The sequence below is a fragment of the Mycobacterium sp. genome (assembly GCF_052145595.1).
Taxonomy (GTDB): Bacteria; Actinomycetota; Actinomycetes; order Mycobacteriales; family Mycobacteriaceae; genus Mycobacterium.
Genome location: NZ_JBKQOI010000268.1, coordinates 1 through 15,570 on the forward strand (window position 1 = coordinate 1; position 15,570 = coordinate 15,570).

Genomic DNA, 15,570 nt, shown 5'->3' on the forward strand with positions numbered 1-15,570 from the left:
TGTTCACTTACAGTTCTGAGCACGATGGCCTCGATCCCTTCTTGCCCAAGGGTTCGAAGCCATCCTCTCTGCTCAGCAGCACCTCACGGTGGATCAACGCGCCGACTTTTTCAGGTCTTAGTAGCTAGCTTTGGCGGTCAGGTACGCGGTGATGCCCTGGGTGACCGCCGCGGCGTATTTTGCCCGACCGTCCGCGCTTTCCATCCGGGCGGCTTCGTCGGCATTTTTCATGTTGCCGAGCTCGACGAGGACTGCCGGGTACTGGGCAAGGTTGAGGCCGGCGAGGTCGTCGCGGCCGTAGAGGCCGTCGGACCCGATGTAGGTGGAAGGATGAAAACCGGCTTGCACCAAGGCGTCTCGCATCGTGTGGGCGAGCTGGATCGCGGGACCGGACTGGACGTCGTTCAACGGCGGGCTGGAGTAGTTGACGTGAAATCCTGAGCCGGACGGGGGTCCGCCGTCGGCGTGAATGCTCACGATCGCGTCGGGGTGCATCGCGTTGGCCAGCGCGGCGCGCTGATCGACGCAGGGTCCGACACCGTTGTCGCTGTCCCGCGACAGTTCGGTGCGCACGCCGATTTGGTTGAGCGCGCTACTGATAAGCCCCACGACGGCCCAAGCGAACGCATGCTCGGGGTAGCCGTCGTCGGTCGCGGCGCCCGAGGTGTTGCATGCCTTTGTGCCTCCCCGACCGTTGGGGACTTGCTGGTTTATCGAGGCGTCGTTGACGGCGTTGTGGCCGGGGTCGAGGAAGACGGCCATGCCGCCGATACCGGCGGCCGCGCGTGGAGCGTCGACCAATGCGGCGACGCCGACGACCGCCGGCACGACGCTGGAGTACCTCAAGACATCGCGCCGTGAAACGGATCGCGGCCGACCGGGCCGATCACTCACTGCGCGATGGTAACAATCTCGAGCATGACATGCACCGATAGCAGCACCGGGCACTCCTTGTCAGGACGGCCCTGACGGCGTACGTTGTCAGGGTGAGCCTGACACCAAGGAGTGCCGATGAGCCCCACGGCTAACCGGACCGCACAGATTTGGTGTTCGTTCTGCGGCAAGTCGAACGCCGAAGTCGACAGGCTTGTGGCCGGTCCGGGTGTGCAGATCTGCAATGAATGCATCGCCCTGGCCGACGCCATCATCGACGAGTACCGGGATAAACCGCGTGAGCTCCGGCTGCCGATTTGGGAATCATGGAGCGATCAGCAAATGATTGACCATATCCCCCGCATGGCGGTCGTGGCCCGGCAGGTCGAGACCGACCTGCGGTCTTGGGTGAGCGAGCTTCGTCGCCGTGGGGTGACCTGGTCGCAAATCGGCGAAGCGCTTGGCATCACTCGGCAGTCCGCCTGGGAACGCTTCTCCGAAGAGCGATCCCAAAAGTAAACATACTAAATAGTATGTTAGGGTCGACGGCATGGCCGTGATCGATAGCCGCGCGGTGCACGGGATAACCGACGACTTCGTCGCGCGGCTGGCCGAGCGTGCCGACGAGGCCGAGCGGCTGCGCCGGCTCCCCGCGGCAACGGTCAGCGAGTTCAAGCAGACAGAGCTGTTTCGACTGTTATTGCCAGCCCGGTTCGGCGGCGTGCAAGCGTCGTTTCCCGAACTGCTGCAACCGGTTCGGCTGATGGCACACGGATGCGCTTCAAGCGCATGGACCCTGGGTTTCTATGCGCTGCACAACTGGATGCTGTCGCTGTTCGACCCGCGGGCTCAGGAGGAAGTGTTCTCGTCGGGACCGGTGCTGGCGCCCGCTCCCCTGGCCCCGACCGGCCGTGGCGTCCCGGCCGACGGCGGGGTGCGCCTGACGGGCAGGTGGTCCTGGGCGACCGGTGCGCTGGACGCGGATTGGGTGATCGTCGGGGCGCTCATCGAGCGGCGGGACGGCATCGATCCGGCGCTCGTCGTGGTGCCCGCCGGCGAGGTCGAGGTCGCCGATACATGGCACACCGCGGGCATGCGCGGCACCGGTTCCCACGACGTCATCATCACCGACGCCTTTATCCCCGAACACCGCATCGTCGCGGTGGCCGACATCTATGCCGGAACCGCGCCGGGAGCGCGGGCCCACAACGCGCCGACGTACCGGTGGCCGATGGTCCCGGCTCTCGCGCTGGTGGCATCGATGCCGGTACTCGGTGCCGCCGAGCGGGTGAGCGAGCTCTTCGCGGAAAGGCTGGGGAGCCGCGTCCTGGCGTATAGCGGTGTGGCGCAGAAGGATCAGCCCGCCGCCCAGATCCGGCTCGGGCATGCGAGGGTGCGGCTGCGCGCGCTGCTGGCGCTGATCACCGAGACCGCCGACGGTATCGAGCAAATCGTGGCCCGCGGTGACCAGGTGAGCCGAGCGGTGCGGGCCGACGCACGGCTGGCGGCGGCCCACACGGTGCACGAGTGCCGGGCGATCATCGCCGATCTCCTGGAGGCGTCGGGTGCCGGCGCGCAATTCCTGTCGAACCCGCTGCAGCGGGCCAAACGCGACGTGGACATCGCGGCGGGGCATGTCGTGTTCGACTACGACGTGAGCCGGGAGTTGGCCGGCGCGTTGGCGATTGGCGCGAAGATCTCGCCGATCTCGATGATTTGAGTGGGTTATTTCGGGTCGGCCAACATGAGGTCCAGAAATCGCTCACGCTGGGCCGCCTGTTGCGCCTCGGCGGCCGAGCCGGCGAGATGCAGTAGCCCGATTCCGGCCGCGAAGGTCAACTCGGCGCGCAGTTTGGCGTCGGTGGGGCTGAAACCGTAGTCGCTGTAGGCCTTTGCGACGGAGCGAAGCAGGCGCCGGTCGGCCGCGCGGATGTTGGCGGCGGCGGCCGGGTCCGAGCGCGCCCATTCGCGCATCGCACGTTCGAGCATCCAGTGCTGGGGACTCAGCAACCCAATCATCATGGCGGACAACCGCTCCCGCGGCGGCAGCGCATCCTGTTCGGCCAGCGATTCGCGGTCCTTCTCCAGGAACGTATTCCACGATTCGACAAGCGCGGCCCGATAGCTGTTCATGTCATCGAAGTGCCAGTAGAAGCTGCCGCGGGTGACACCCGCCTGCCGGCAGAGCCGTTCCACCTTCAGCGCGCGAACGCCCTCCTCGGCGAGCACGGTGTAACCCGCCTGCAGCCAGTCCTCGACTGACAGGCGGGTAGAAGGCTTCCGCGGGGCCACACCTGGCAAGGTTACTGGCGTCAATTGACCATCCGGGCGATCAGCGCGTCGACGCGCTCGCGCTCATACTCCGGACGTAGCCGGCCCCCGCGGCTCAGGGTGGTCAGCCCGTGCAGCGCCGCCCAGAACACCTCGGTAAGGGTGTCGGCGTCGGTCGCGATCGCGGACACTGCCTGGCGTAGCTCACCGAAGGCGGCCACCAACTCGGGCGGGGTGTCCGATTCGGCGAAGCGCAGTGTGGTGCGGCCGGTGAACATCGCGTCGTAGACGGCGGGGTTGTCGCGGGCGAAGTCGAGATAGGCGCGCGCTATCCGGGCCAGCGCGGCGGTGGGCGTCTCGGCATCGGCGCGGGCGGCGCGAAGCAGGCCGGCCAGCTCCGCGAAACCGTCGATGGCGACGGCCGCGGCGACCTGGTCCATGCCCGAAAAGTGCTTGTAGAGGACGGGCTGGCTGTACTCGATCTCGGTCGACAGCCGCCGTGTGGTGACGGCGTCCCAGCCCTCGGCCTCGGCGACCTGACGGGCGGTGTCGACGATCAACTGACGGCGCGCGGCACGCTCCCGGGCGCGACGATCTTCGGTGGGCATGCCGCTATCGTAGCACTGCTAGAAAATCTAGCGTCGCTATTGACATCGCGATTTCAGGGGGTTAGCGTTGCTAACATGAACAACACAGCACAGCGCCTCGCCGAGGCCTTCGTAAAAATGCTCAACGAACATGACCCGAATCTGGTGGACACCTTCGTGGCCACCGACTACCGCAACCACAACGCGTTCGTCGACGACGGCCGCGAGGCCAACCGCCAGTTTTGGGCCGGGTTCTTCGCGGCACTGCCGGATCTGACCGCGACCATGGAGGATCTCGTCATCGCGGGTGACCGGGTGGTCGGCCGCTTCGTCTACCGCGGGACGCACCTGGGTGACTTCATGGGAATTCCGGCCACCGGGCGACCCGTCGAGATGCGCTCCATCGACATCTGGCGGGTCGCCGACGGCATGTTCGTCGAGCACTGGGATGAGCTCAACACACTGGAGTTCTTTCAACAGCTGGGCGCGCTACCCCAGCCGGCGTCATGACGGATCTCGCCCACGTGGCCGCGCTGATCGGCGTGCTGGGCACCGCGGTGGTGTACGGCACCGACGTGTTCTGCGCGATGGTGCAACGACCGGCCTTGGCCCTCGTCGACGACCGGGCGCTGGTTGCCGTGATGGGCAACGTGCATCGCTACGGTGACCGGCGAATGCCGCTTCCCGGCGTGGTCGGGATGATCGCCGCGGCTGCGAGCGCCGTTCTGGCGGCCGCGGCCGGCCGATGGACCGCGGCGACCATGGCGGCCACGGCGGTGGCGCTCCTACTGGTGTGGCTCGCGCTGTATCTACGGGTGAGCGCACCGATCAATCGACAACTCACCGCCGCGGCTCAGGCCAGCGAAGTCCCGGTGAATGCCCGCGCACTGCAGGCGAATTGGGACAGGATCATCAACGCGCGCGCGACGCTGCAGGGTGTGGCCGTCTGTGCGCTGTGCGTGGCTCTGATGACCTGACCTTCTTCGCTTTCAAAAGTGATATCAGATGCGCTATCGGATTCGCAGATCGTGTGGTGGCGTTCGCACGGAAAGGCATACGCATGTATCAGCTGAGGATCTACACCCTGCGCTCTGGGCGGGCTCTTGAGCGCTACGCCGCGGTTCACTGGGCTCGCCATGTGCCCAGCCTGGCAACCTTCGGCGTGACGACCCATGGAGTCTGGACACAGCGCGGCGGCGACGAGCATCGACTCGTCGCGCTGATCTCCTACCCGGACAGCGCCGACCCCGCGGCGCTGACTCGCGACTTCATGGCCAGCCCTGAATTCGCTGCGGACATGGAGGGTTTCGATCCGGAAGACATTGTCGTCGTTGAGTCCATGCTGCTCGATCCGGCGCCGTCGTCGGTCAGCCCTGCTGGATGGTGTTGGACTGGCCCGTATCGGTGATCTTCGGTGCGCCCGAGTGGTAGGTGACGATGTTGTCGTAGCCGGAGACGTTGATGCTGTCGATGCTGTCGACCTTGACTTTGTTCTGGTAGCTGGAGATCGTGAGGCTGGCGCAGTGGCCGGTGACGTCGAACTGGATCCCATAGGCGGACAGCTTCAAATTGCCGTTGTTGCACGCGCGGTCCGTCACCGTGTTGCCGTAGCCGGAGGACTCGAGGGTGTCGGCGCTGTCGACGGTGACGTTGTTGTCGTAGCCGCCCGCCGTGAGGCTGGCACAGTGGCCGGTGACGGAATACTTGCTGTTATAGCCATACAACGTCAGGTTGCCGTCGTTGCAGGCGACCGTCTTGGTCTCCATGTTGCCGCCCACTCGGAGCTCGCCCCCTTGGGGCACCGCCGTAGCACTGTTGCTGGGCGCCGTCGGCCTAGGACCGGTGTGAAAGGTCGACCTATTCAGATTCCCGAAAGTCGACACAAGGCTCATGATGATCGGCACGACTACCGCCAGCAAGACGATGATGACGAGAAACCACGGAAATCTCGCCCTGCGCCGCGGCGGCGGGAAGCCGAGGCCGTACGGCGAACCGCCCGTGTACATCGCATCACCGGCATAGGGCGTGTTAGCCGTATAAGGCGCATTCTCCGTATAGGGCGGGTTCGCCGTATAGGGCGGACTTGGGGCGGCCCGCGTCGTGTCGGCAAGCTCGCGTTCCAGCTCGCGGATCCGCTTTTCGGGATCGTCGTCCTTCATTTGCCAAATGTCCCACATCGGCACTTAGCGGGCCAGCCCCGAAAGTCGCTGGGCCAATAGGCTCAGTTCTCCGCTCGCGAGCAGACGCAGAATCGCATCACGCGGGGCTTCCGCGTGCGATTCTCCGTCTGCTCGCCAGCCTCAAGCGGAAATTGACGACCCGCAAGTATGAAGCGAACGTGTCGGACTCAACGTCGGGCGCTGGTGATGTGAGATCGCCTCTTGCATTTCGTAACCTCGTTTCGTAACGTTGATACAAATCAATGTTCCCTGCGGCCGAAGGAGCATCATGAGCGGACCGGTCACCTATCGTCGCGACGAGTCCATCGCGCTGATCACGATGGACGACGGAAAGGTCAATGCCCTGGGGCCGACCGTGCAGCAGGCCCTCAACGAAGCGCTCGACAACGCCGATCGCGACGACGTCGGCGCGGTGGTAATCGCCGGCAACCACCGGGTGTTCAGCGGTGGGTTTGACCTGAAGATCTTGACCGCCGGCGAACTGCAGCCGGCGATCGACATGCTCAGGGGCGGATTCGAACTGTCGTACCGGCTGCTGTCCTACCCGAAGCCGGTCGTCATGGCGTGCACCGGCCCGGCCATCGCGATGGGAGCATTCCTGTTGTCCAGTGGCGATCACCGAATCGCCGCACCCGGATACAACATTCAGGCCAATGAGGTCGCCATCGGCATAGTCCTACCGTACGCGGCCTTGGCGATCATGAAGCTGCGACTCACGCCGTCGGCGTATCAGCAGTCGGTCGGGCTGTCCAAGGTGTTCTTCGGCGAGACCGCCCTGGCCGCGGGATTTATCGACGAGATCGACCTACCGGACAGGGTCCTCGGTCGCGCCCAGGAGGCCGCCCTCGAATTCACCAAGCTCGATCTGGGGGCACATGCGGCCAGCAAGCTGCGCGCCCGCGCCGATGCGCTCAAGGAGCTTCGCGCCGGAATAGACGGGGTGCCCGCCGAATTCGGCGTCCAGTAGAACCGGATGCCCAGACCGAAGCAGCGCACCCCGGAGCTTCGCGATCGAGTGCTGCAGGTCGCGGTCTCGACGTTGAACGAGGACGGTCTTTCGGGTTTCACCACTCGGCGGGTGGCCGAGCAGGCTGGCACCTCCGTGCCCGCGGTGTACGAGCTGTTCCAGGACAAGCGCGGGCTGGTGCGCGCGGTGTTCTTCGAAGGATTCCGGATGCTTGCCCGCCGGCTGCTCGAAGTGCCCGAGACGGACGACGCGGTCGCCGACGTCCAGCGGCTCATTCCGGTGTTCCGCCGGTTCTGCCTCGACTACCCGGCGCTGGCCCGGGTGATGTTTTCGCGGCCCTTCCAGGATTTCGACCCCGACCCCGAGGAACTCGCGGCGTCGCCGTCGGTGCGAGAAATCTTCGTCGGCAGAATCACGCGGTGCACCGACGCACGACTGCTCACCGGCGACCCGGTCGACATCGCACACGTATTGCTCGCTCTGGCACAAGGTTTGGCGGTCCAGGAAGGTGGCCGCTGGCTCGGCAAGTCGAAGGCGTCGGTGAACCGGCGCTGGGAGGTTGGGGTGACCGCGATTCTGCGGGGCTTTGCGCGCTGAAGCTCCGGCGCAAGCTAAGCAGACGGCGCGGGGTGAAGATTCATACACCGCTGCACCCTTCGTACTACAAATAGGTAGTACAATGGCTGGCATGTCCGAGGTGCCGGTGCGTGAGCTGAACCAAAATACTGCCGGGGTGCTCGCACGGGTCAAACGCGGCGAGCAGATCGACATCACCGAGCGCGGGGCCGTCGTGGCCCGCCTGGTCCCCGCTCAGGAAAACCCCCTAGCCGAAATGATCAGCGCGGGAAGGCTTCATCCCGCCACCCTCAGCGGCCCGGCGCCACGTCCGTCCGGACCGGTGAAGACCGACCATGAGGCCGGCCAACTGCTGCGCGAGCTGCGAGACAACGAGCGCTATTGATGCTTTATCTCGACACGTCGGCCCTGATGAAACTGATAAGGCGTGAGCCTGAAAGCGATTCCCTCGCAGACTGGCTTGACGCGCAAACACCCGCGCCGTGGGTGTCGTCGACGCTGATCGAGGTTGAACTCCCCCGCGCCCTGCGCCGGGTAGAGCCCTCGCTGCTTGCCGATGTTCCCGCGATCGTGGCTCGAGTAGCGCGCTACGAAGTCGACGAGGTGGTCCGGGCCGCGGCCGCGGCGTACCCGGACACCACGTTACGGTCACTGGACGCGATCCACCTCGCGACCGGGGACGCGGTGTTCGGCACCCAGTTGACCGCGTTCGTCACCTACGACGAACGCCTTCTCACGGCCGCCGCGGCAGCCGGCCTGCCGACCGCCGCTCCGGGCCGCTGAGAGTCGTGACGATTCGGCCGTGTGCGGATCGGGCGCATTGAGTCGTCATTGACAGCGGTCGAGGCTTGTCTCGATACTCCACCAGTACGACCGTCGGCCATCACTCGCCCGAGGCTGACTGGTTGGGGCGCAATGGAGGTCGGCCGTGATCGATTTTGGACTATCCGGTAAGCGTGCTGTCGTGTCGGGTGCGGGCTACATCCCCGAGCGCGCGGGCCATGGCTGGTTCACGTCGTTGGCCCTTGCCGAGGCGGGCGCCTCGGTGGCCTGTATCGATATCGACAAACAGCGCGCGAATCGCATTGTCGGCGAGATCGTCAGCACGGGAGGTAATGCCATCCCGATCGTCGCCGATATGACCGACCCCGCGCAGGTCAGTCGGGCGATCGACGAAGCCGTCGCAGCTCTGGGCGGTGTTGATGTCTGCGTCGACATCATCGGTGGTGCGACCTGGTCAAAAGTCGAGGACTTCACCACCCAATTGTGGGACGCGGCAATCCACTACAACCTGAACCAGGTCTTCTACCTTTTCCAAGCCGTGGCAAGGCACATGATCGCCCAGCGCAGCGGTGGATCGTTGGTCGCACTCGCCTCGGTCGACGGCATTGCGGCGGCCACCTACCATGCCGCCTACGGCGCCGCCAAGGCCGGCGTCATCTCGCTCGTCAAGACCTTCGCAGACGAACTGGGGCGGTACGGCATTCGCGCTAACGCGGTCGCGCCAGGCAATGTGGGCTCCGGCAACGAGGACCAGCCGCCAAACGAGTACGCCGTCGATGGAATTAATCCGCTGGCGGCGCCCCGCGCGCATGACGTCGCCAACGCCGCGTTGTTCCTCTCCTCTGAGCTGGCTGCCCGCATCACCGGTCAGACACTCGTCGTCGACGGCGGTGCAACCATTCAGCAGCTGTGGGGGCTGCCCGCATCATCGATCCCGCCGAACCCGGACGACGCGATGCCGGAATTCATGAAACCCGGTCGGTTGGGCGGCTAGCGCCACTGGCGCTGATGAACCATCGGCAGGCCTGGCACCGAGCTTCTCCCCTTGAGCACATACGGGGTCAGGATCGAACCGATGTAGACATCGCACATGTCCTGCCCACCCCAGGCGATACTGGTCGGACCGCTCACCAACGCACCGTCGGGATCTTCGACCACCACCGTCGCCCGGCCATCCGGGCCGATCGCCACGATCCTGTTGGGGAAAACAAAAGTCACCCAAAGGTTTCCATCGGCATCGAACGCACAGCCGTCGGCAAACCCCCACCGGCGAGATAGCTGCGGGTCGGCCACGGACTGGCTATATTGCGGGCCGAACTCGTCGGGGCGCCGGCCACCCAGCGGCGGGCCGAATCGCTGTTGGGGGCCGAGTGTTTCCCCCCGGATCGGAAACCGCACCACGTCAGCGGCTACCGTGCGGACCACATACAGATAGTCCTCATTGCGATCCAGCGCCATGCAGTTCGGGAAGCTCACCGCATCGGCGACCACTTGCGCCGATTGGCGATCCGGCGCGACCCGAAAGATGAACCCATCGGCGGTGCCTCGCGCGATGGTATCGACAAGATCGTCTGCCATCGTGCTCACCGAACACCACAACGCCCCAACGGAATCCACCAGAACGAAGTTCAGCCACCGCAACGGGTGTCCATCTAGTTGTCCGCCCAGCACCGCTGTGATCGCGCCGGTCACCGGGTCGAGGTCCTGCAGCACACCCAAGCCGAAATTGGCGATCAGAAAGTGGCCGTCGCGGTCGAGCGCGATCCCGTTCGGCTCGCCGCCCGCCTGCCCCATGCGCCGAACGGTGTTCTCATCAACGAGTTCTGCGACCGCTGAGGCCTTGTCGGAGGCGAACACCCGACCATCACCGGCCACCACAACCTGTTCCGGGCGATCCACGCCACGCCCGACGGGGTGCAAATCAGTCACCCGGATGGTGGTCTCGCCCGTTTCGCTCATCGATGCTCCTCGCGGACTTGTAGCAGCCCACTGTCAGGCTAGGCGCATCATGGAAGTGTGCGGATCGGAGTCGGGGTTTCCACCGCGCCCGACGCACGGCAGGCCGCGGTGGAGGCGGCAGCGCACGCCCGCGACAAGCTCGCGGGTGAGGCGCCGTCGCTGGCCGTGCTCCTCGGATCGCGATCACACACCGACGAGGCTGTCGACGTCCTCGACGCGGTGCAGCAGCTGCTCGAGCCGCCCGCGCTGATCGGTTGCGTCGCGCAGGCGATCGTCGCCGGCCGCCGGGAGATCGAGGACGGGCCCGCGGTGGCGGTGTGGCTGGCGTCGGGCCTGGCCGCCGAGACGTTCCAGCTGGACTTCGTGCGCACCGGCTCGGGTGGCCTGCTCACCGGTTACCAGTTCGACGCGACCGCGCACGATCTGCACCTGCTGCTGCCGGACCCGTACACCTTCCCGTCGAACCTGCTCATCGAGCACCTCAACACCGACCTGCCGGGAACGACCGTGGTGGGCGGCGTGGTCAGCGGTGGGCTGAGACCGGGCGACACCCGGCTGTTCCGCGACCACGGCGTGCTCACCTCCGGCCTCGTGGGCGTGCGCCTGCCCGGCATGCACGGTATCCCGATCGTGTCGCAGGGCTGCCGGCCGATCGGCAACCCGTACATCGTCACCGGCGCGGACGGCGCGCTGATCACCGAGCTGGGCGGCCGATCGCCGCTGCAGCGCCTGCGTGAGATCGTCGCGGGGCTGCAGCGCGACGAGCAGGAACTGGTCAGCCACGGACTGCAGATCGGGATCGTCGTCGACGAGCACCTGGCGGCTCCGGGTCAGGGCGACTTCCTGATCCGCGGGCTGCTGGGCGCCGACCAACCGACCGGGGCGATCGAGATCGGCGACGTTGTCGAGGTCGGCGCGACCGTGCAGTTCCAGGTCCGTGACGCTGCGGGGGCCGACAAGGACCTGCGCCTGGCCGTCGAGCGGGCGGGAGCGGAGCTGCCCGGGCGTCCGGTTGGCGCGCTGTTGTTCACCTGCAACGGGCGTGGGCGGCGGATGTTCGGGGTCGCCGACCACGACGCGTCGACGATCGAGGACCTACTGGGCGGGATTCCGCTCGCCGGTTTCTTCGCCGCCGGGGAGATCGGCCCGATCGCGGGCCGCAACGCGTTGCACGGATTTACCGCGTCGATGGCGCTGTTCATCGAAGACACGAAATGAGCCGCTACCTGGGCTGCAGGGGACTGGCCGCCTGATCGCGCTTTTAACTCTGCCGAAAACGGCTACTCTCCCACGGTTCGGCGAGCACGCCGCGTATCTCGGGGGCCGAGAGGAGAAGTTGATGAACGTCATGGCAGCCAACGAAATTCTCGCCCGCTCCACCACGCTGACCAGCGTGGGCTGGGTCGGCTACATCATCATCGGGGCGCTGGCAGGCTGGATCGCCAGCATGATCATGAAAACCAAAGAGGGCCTGCTCTTGGACATCGTGATCGGAGTTGTCGGCGCATTAATCGGCGGGTTCCTGCTGAGCTTCGTCGTCGATACCGCCAGCGGCGGTTGGTGGTTCACCCTCTTCACCGCGATCCTGGGAGCGGTCATCCTGCTCTGGGTGCTGCGACTGTTCCGCCGCGCGTAGCCGGCTATCCAACTGGAGGCGGCACATCCGCGGGCCGACGACGGAAATACCTGCCCCTCTGTCGATCTCGCTTCTGTTTGGCAGGACCCATTAGCGGGACGGTTGGAGTGGAGAGTCCGGGGCTTGCGGGGCGCAACCCTTGCCGGAGGTGGCAGATGGCTGAAGCCAAGAACAGTGCGACCGAGCAGGACAGGGCGGCCGAGGGTCGTCACGATCTGGTCGGCCAACCCCACTCCGATGAGGAAGGCCCGGTCGCCGCAGCGGAGATGCTCGCGGCGAAGATGAGTTCCGACCAGCAACCCCTCGGGTCGCTGGGTCGTCGATTCAACCGTCGATCCCCGTTCTACATCGGTTTGACCGCGTCTGCCGGAGTGGCGGTGACTTACGGGGCTGTCCGGCTACTCGGATCGCTGTCATCGGTGCTGGTGCTGATCGGGGTCGCGTTCTTCCTCGCGCTCGGACTCGAACCCGCCGCATCGTGGTTCGTCAACCGCAAACTACCGCGGTGGGCAGCCACGACGCTCGTCTTTGCCATCTTCCTCGCAATGGTGGGGGCCTTCGTCGCCGCTGCCGTCCCCCCGCTTGCGCAGCAAGCCAGCGAGCTCATCAAGCAGGCACCGCATTACCTTCAGCAGGCCCAGGACCACTCCTCGGCCATCGGTCGGCTCAACGAGCGCTTCCATGTGCAACAGCGGATCACCGACACGATCAACGGCTCGGGAGGATCGGTGGTCAATGATGTGGTCAGTGCAGGAAGCGCGGTTTTCGGCGCAGTACCGACTCCTTGGTCGTCATTGTGTTGACCGTGTACTTCCTGGTCGACATGCCGCGTATCCGCACCAACCTGTACCGGCTGGTGCCCCACACTCGTCGGCCCCGCGCGATCCTCATCGGAGATGAAGTGTTCGCCAAAGTCGGCGCCTACGTACTGGGCAATGTGTTGATCTCGGTGATCGCCGGGGCCGCCACCTTCGTCTGGCTCATGGCGTTCGATGTCCCGTACCCGTTGTTACTGGGCATTTTCGTCGCGCTGCTCGATCTGGTACCTGTCGTCGGATCGACCATCGCTGGTGTCGTCGTCGCCGCTGTCGCACTGACCGTCTCGCTTCCGGTCTGCATCGCAACGACCGTGTTCTTTGTCGTCTTTCGCCTCCTCGAGGACTACTTGCTGGTACCGAGAATCATCGGCCGTGTGGTGAAGGTGCCCGCCCTGATCACCGTTGTCGCCGTCCTCATCGGCGGCGCACTGCTCGGGATTGTCGGGGCGCTGGTAGCCATTCCGATCGCCGCGGCGCTGCTATTACTCACCCAGGAAGTTCTCTATCCCCGCCTCGATGAGGTCTGATAAGACCCACCCGGGCGCCGGGTCGCGTTTGGATATTCGTGCGCAGGGTACAGCCGTCCAGAGCGGGCGCCTTCGGTTGGTCGCACCTTCTCGCCCGTCAGGCGGAGCCGTGGTGCGCCCTGACGTTGAGAACACAGCGTTAACCACCGCTTCGCTGCCCGGAGGTCAAGGCCCTTGTGCGATCTCGAATTCGTGGGCGCTGAATCCAACCAAAAGCTCGCGGAACTCCTCGGGACGCTTGCCATCGAAATGCAGGCGCACTCTGCAAATCTGATTCTCCTGATTCTGACGCTCGGGTGTCGAAAGTGGGTTAACCTCGCGGTGCTATGAGCACCGAAGATCAACTCAACGAAGAGTTGGGCAGCTACGGCTACAAACTCGACACGCTTGCCCTGAAAGACAGCAACTACCAAGTCAGTCGCCTCGACGGCTACGGCGGTTACGCGGCGACGTTCAACGATGTCCAGGATTTGAGAGCATTTCTCAAGCACCTTGCCGAGAGCGATAACCTCTGGTGTATCCATCTCGATCTCGGCAACGTCGATGTGGATAGGTCCACGGGGGAAGTCACGCCTCGCGACGGGGGGCCGTTGTTCAACCTCCACGACTTGCACCCCGACGAGTGGTCGGGCGCTTCTGATGACGCTCCTCGGAGTATCGGCTCGGCCACTCTGATGACCGCCCATCAAGTCTGTATCAGGTCCAATTCTCGACCGCCCTACGGCGGATTGTGGTTCAAGCGGACCTAAGCACAACCCAATCAATTCGTCCCCGCGCTTTGCCCGATCCGTCTCGCAAAGCCGCAGCTGGGGCATCCGCCACGGTAGGCGACCGTCGAAAAGGCGGTGCGTTTGACGTGCGAAAGCGTGGTGGGGGTGCGGCGGGCGGGGCTCGAACCCGCGACCAACGGGTTACCGACCCGTGGGTCTGCCCAGTTCTGGTTGTTCCCTATATTCTGTTGTACCACAAGGCGATTGGCCTTTCATCGACTCTAATCAGAACCGGACAATTCCGGTCGTTACCGGGTCATTAGCGTGGGCCGGCTGGGCGCGTGGGTCGTCGACCAACGCAACCGCTTCGCGCGCGGCATGCTCGATCCCGATCGCTCGGCGCGGCTCAAGGAGTTACCGGCTGGACGTGGGGCCCACAAGCCAGGCGGCCCAATGCGAAAACCACGACACCCGTAGCGAAATAAACAGCGATCCCAACACGAGGAAGTCGAAGTCTGACGACTGGCATTTCCCACACTCGGGCACCACCCACCGGGGGGAAACAACCAGTCAGGCCCCCACCGGGGTAAAACAAACACTCAGCATCCCCGCCGGGTGGATCATCGCGGTGCTGACCGAGGCGAGCAGCAAGCCTGAGAGCGACGGCGATCAGCCCGAAGTCAGACGCGAATGATCGTCAGGTTTGCGGCGCCGTCGAGGGCGGCGAAGTCCTCGTCCTGGGTGACGACGGGCAGTGCTCGCGATGCCGCGATGGCCGCGATCCACAGATCGTTAATCCGCACCCGCCGACCGGTCTCGGCGAGATAGATCCGCAGCCGCGCCCACATTCGGGCCGCTTCATCATCGACTGGCAGCGTTTCCAGATCCGCAACGGATTCCAGCGTCGCGAGGCGTTGCGCCCTGATATCGGACGTCGTCGCGGCCAGCACACCGGCGTGGAGTTCGGCGAGGGTGACGACAGTGGTGGCGACCTCTTCGGGGATCAGCGCTTCGTCGAGTTGGCGGCCGGTTTCGGTCGCGATGAACACCGAGGTGTCGAGCACTCCGGCCGCCCGCGTCATGCTCATCGGATCGGCCCGAGATCCTCGGTCGTATCGCCCGCGAGCACCGCGAGGTCCTTGCGCAACCCGGGATCGGCTTGAGCGCGGCGCAATCGCGACAGGAACTCTGTTTTGCTCAGCCAGCGCCGGCGCTGGGGGCGAACCGCGGTGAGAACCGCGACGGGTCGGCCATTGACAGTGATGGTGACGTCCTCCCCCTCCCGCACACGTCGAAGCACTCCCGCCGTATCGTTGCGCAGCTCACGAGACGCTACTTCAGACATGCTACGAGCGTAGCACAATCGTAGCCCGAACTACGGCCTTGGCGGCAACACCGCCAGCCACCCATCCGAAAGCAACTCCAGCAGCTGCCCGTCTGGATCACGGATCAGCGCCGACTGCTCCGACACCGTCCCGTCGACTACCGCTCCCCCAAACTCCGCAACCTTCCCCAACACGCCATCAAGATCAGACATCGAAATGCCTCCAACACGAGCTGGCGGGCTTTAGCCTGCTGCGGTCGGCGTCCAACGCGGCCACACTCGAACGGATCAATCGCGAAGTGATTGCGGCACAAGAGCTTTACGGTCACAAGGGCCGGCTCGACCAGTCTGAGGGGTTC

22 protein-coding genes and 1 pseudogene are annotated in these 15,570 nt (G+C 65.1%); 15 read left to right on the top strand and 8 right to left on the bottom strand.

Annotated elements, in window-relative coordinates; translation table 11 throughout:
- Positions 1-117: 117 nt before the first annotated feature.
- On the bottom strand, positions 118-894 hold the full coding sequence (locus ACLP4W_RS23160; RefSeq protein WP_442389747.1) for an Rv3717 family N-acetylmuramoyl-L-alanine amidase: 777 nt from the start codon (positions 892-894) through the stop codon (positions 118-120).
- 117 nt (positions 895-1,011) lie between these two features.
- Between ACLP4W_RS23160 and ACLP4W_RS23165 the strand changes: the two genes are divergently transcribed.
- Positions 1,012-1,392, top strand: coding sequence for a ClpX C4-type zinc finger protein (locus tag ACLP4W_RS23165; RefSeq protein WP_442389748.1), 381 nt, complete (start codon positions 1,012-1,014; stop codon positions 1,390-1,392).
- Between the two features lie 31 nt (positions 1,393-1,423).
- A complete protein-coding gene (locus tag ACLP4W_RS23170; protein ID WP_442389749.1) occupies positions 1,424-2,593 on the top strand; it encodes an acyl-CoA dehydrogenase in 1,170 nt (389 codons plus the stop codon).
- Positions 2,594-2,598: 5 nt separating this feature from the next.
- Here the strand turns inward: ACLP4W_RS23170 and ACLP4W_RS23175 are convergent, their stop codons facing one another.
- Both ACLP4W_RS23175 and ACLP4W_RS23180 read right to left on the bottom strand, forming a co-directional pair.
- Positions 2,599-3,165, bottom strand: a complete 567-nt coding sequence (locus ACLP4W_RS23175) for a TetR/AcrR family transcriptional regulator (protein WP_442389750.1) — start codon at positions 3,163-3,165, stop codon at positions 2,599-2,601.
- 20 nt (positions 3,166-3,185) lie between these two features.
- Positions 3,186-3,752 carry a TetR/AcrR family transcriptional regulator gene (locus ACLP4W_RS23180; protein WP_442389751.1) on the bottom strand — a complete coding sequence of 189 codons (567 nt, stop codon included), beginning with the start codon at positions 3,750-3,752 and terminating at the stop codon, positions 3,186-3,188.
- A gap of 75 nt (positions 3,753-3,827) precedes the next feature.
- Between ACLP4W_RS23180 and ACLP4W_RS23185 the strand changes: the two genes are divergently transcribed.
- The 3 genes from ACLP4W_RS23185 (at position 3,828) to ACLP4W_RS23195 (ending at position 5,139) form a co-directional block, all read left to right on the top strand.
- Positions 3,828-4,241, top strand: coding sequence for an ester cyclase (locus ACLP4W_RS23185; RefSeq protein WP_442389752.1), 414 nt, complete (start codon positions 3,828-3,830; stop codon positions 4,239-4,241).
- Entirely contained in the window at positions 4,238-4,708 is a 471-nt protein-coding gene (locus tag ACLP4W_RS23190; RefSeq protein ID WP_442389753.1) for a DUF1772 domain-containing protein, read from the top strand. The genes ACLP4W_RS23185 and ACLP4W_RS23190 overlap by 4 nt, the downstream gene beginning before the upstream one ends.
- 83 nt (positions 4,709-4,791) lie before the next feature.
- Positions 4,792-5,139, top strand: coding sequence for an NIPSNAP family protein (locus tag ACLP4W_RS23195; RefSeq protein ID WP_442389754.1), 348 nt, complete (start codon positions 4,792-4,794; stop codon positions 5,137-5,139).
- On the opposite strand, the gene ACLP4W_RS23200 is transcribed toward ACLP4W_RS23195, so the two are convergent.
- Entirely contained in the window at positions 5,099-5,890 is a 792-nt protein-coding gene (locus ACLP4W_RS23200) for a DUF3060 domain-containing protein (RefSeq protein WP_442389755.1), read from the bottom strand. The two genes, ACLP4W_RS23195 and ACLP4W_RS23200, sit on opposite strands and share 41 nt — an antisense overlap.
- A 289-nt stretch (positions 5,891-6,179) precedes the next feature.
- Between ACLP4W_RS23200 and ACLP4W_RS23205 the strand changes: the two genes are divergently transcribed.
- The 5 genes from ACLP4W_RS23205 (at position 6,180) to ACLP4W_RS23225 (ending at position 9,231) form a co-directional block, all read left to right on the top strand.
- Positions 6,180-6,878 carry a crotonase/enoyl-CoA hydratase family protein gene (locus ACLP4W_RS23205; protein ID WP_442389756.1) on the top strand — a complete coding sequence of 233 codons (699 nt, stop codon included), beginning with the start codon at positions 6,180-6,182 and terminating at the stop codon, positions 6,876-6,878.
- A gap of 6 nt (positions 6,879-6,884) precedes the next feature.
- Positions 6,885-7,475 (top strand): TetR/AcrR family transcriptional regulator, encoded by a 591-nt coding sequence (locus ACLP4W_RS23210; RefSeq protein ID WP_442377152.1) that lies wholly within the window; start codon positions 6,885-6,887, stop codon positions 7,473-7,475.
- A gap of 91 nt (positions 7,476-7,566) precedes the next feature.
- Positions 7,567-7,839 (top strand): type II toxin-antitoxin system Phd/YefM family antitoxin, encoded by a 273-nt coding sequence (locus tag ACLP4W_RS23215; protein WP_442377196.1) that lies wholly within the window; start codon positions 7,567-7,569, stop codon positions 7,837-7,839.
- The gene (locus tag ACLP4W_RS23220; RefSeq protein ID WP_442377150.1) at positions 7,839-8,237 is read left to right on the top strand and encodes a type II toxin-antitoxin system VapC family toxin; all 399 of its coding nucleotides are present in this window, start codon (positions 7,839-7,841) and stop codon (positions 8,235-8,237) included. The genes ACLP4W_RS23215 and ACLP4W_RS23220 overlap by 1 nt, the downstream gene beginning before the upstream one ends.
- Positions 8,238-8,382: 145 nt before the next feature.
- Positions 8,383-9,231: an SDR family NAD(P)-dependent oxidoreductase gene (locus ACLP4W_RS23225; protein ID WP_442377148.1), complete on the top strand. Its 849-nt coding sequence runs from the start codon at positions 8,383-8,385 to the stop codon at positions 9,229-9,231.
- Here the strand turns inward: ACLP4W_RS23225 and ACLP4W_RS23230 are convergent.
- Positions 9,228-10,196: an SMP-30/gluconolactonase/LRE family protein gene (locus ACLP4W_RS23230; RefSeq protein WP_442377146.1), complete on the bottom strand. Its 969-nt coding sequence runs from the start codon at positions 10,194-10,196 to the stop codon at positions 9,228-9,230. The genes ACLP4W_RS23225 and ACLP4W_RS23230 overlap by 4 nt on opposite strands.
- A gap of 57 nt (positions 10,197-10,253) precedes the next feature.
- Here ACLP4W_RS23230 and ACLP4W_RS23235 point away from each other — a divergent pair, with 57 nt between their 5' ends.
- The 5 genes from ACLP4W_RS23235 (at position 10,254) to ACLP4W_RS23255 (ending at position 13,926) form a co-directional block, all read left to right on the top strand.
- Positions 10,254-11,414, top strand: a complete 1,161-nt coding sequence (locus ACLP4W_RS23235) for an FIST signal transduction protein (protein WP_442389757.1) — start codon at positions 10,254-10,256, stop codon at positions 11,412-11,414.
- 121 nt (positions 11,415-11,535) lie between these two features.
- Positions 11,536-11,832: a GlsB/YeaQ/YmgE family stress response membrane protein gene (locus ACLP4W_RS23240; RefSeq protein ID WP_442377142.1), complete on the top strand. Its 297-nt coding sequence runs from the start codon at positions 11,536-11,538 to the stop codon at positions 11,830-11,832.
- A 155-nt stretch (positions 11,833-11,987) separates the two neighbouring features.
- Entirely contained in the window at positions 11,988-12,635 is a 648-nt protein-coding gene (locus ACLP4W_RS23245; protein WP_442377140.1) for an AI-2E family transporter, read from the top strand.
- Entirely contained in the window at positions 12,617-13,177 is a 561-nt protein-coding gene (locus ACLP4W_RS23250; RefSeq protein ID WP_442389758.1) for an AI-2E family transporter, read from the top strand. Before ACLP4W_RS23245 ends, ACLP4W_RS23250 begins: the two co-directional genes overlap by 19 nt.
- A gap of 326 nt (positions 13,178-13,503) precedes the next feature.
- Positions 13,504-13,926 (top strand): hypothetical protein, encoded by a 423-nt coding sequence (locus ACLP4W_RS23255; protein WP_442377137.1) that lies wholly within the window; start codon positions 13,504-13,506, stop codon positions 13,924-13,926.
- A gap of 641 nt (positions 13,927-14,567) precedes the next feature.
- Here ACLP4W_RS23255 and ACLP4W_RS23260 read toward each other — a convergent pair.
- From ACLP4W_RS23260 to ACLP4W_RS23270, 3 genes and pseudogenes are all read right to left on the bottom strand, one after another.
- On the bottom strand, positions 14,568-14,975 hold the full coding sequence (locus ACLP4W_RS23260) for a type II toxin-antitoxin system VapC family toxin (RefSeq protein ID WP_442377135.1): 408 nt from the start codon (positions 14,973-14,975) through the stop codon (positions 14,568-14,570).
- Positions 14,972-15,232: a type II toxin-antitoxin system Phd/YefM family antitoxin gene (locus ACLP4W_RS23265; RefSeq protein ID WP_442377133.1), complete on the bottom strand. Its 261-nt coding sequence runs from the start codon at positions 15,230-15,232 to the stop codon at positions 14,972-14,974. Before ACLP4W_RS23265 ends, ACLP4W_RS23260 begins: the two co-directional genes overlap by 4 nt.
- 30 nt (positions 15,233-15,262) lie before the next feature.
- A pseudogene (locus ACLP4W_RS23270) lies at positions 15,263-15,427 on the bottom strand (VOC family protein); the annotation flags it as partial.
- Positions 15,428-15,570 lie beyond the last annotated feature (143 nt).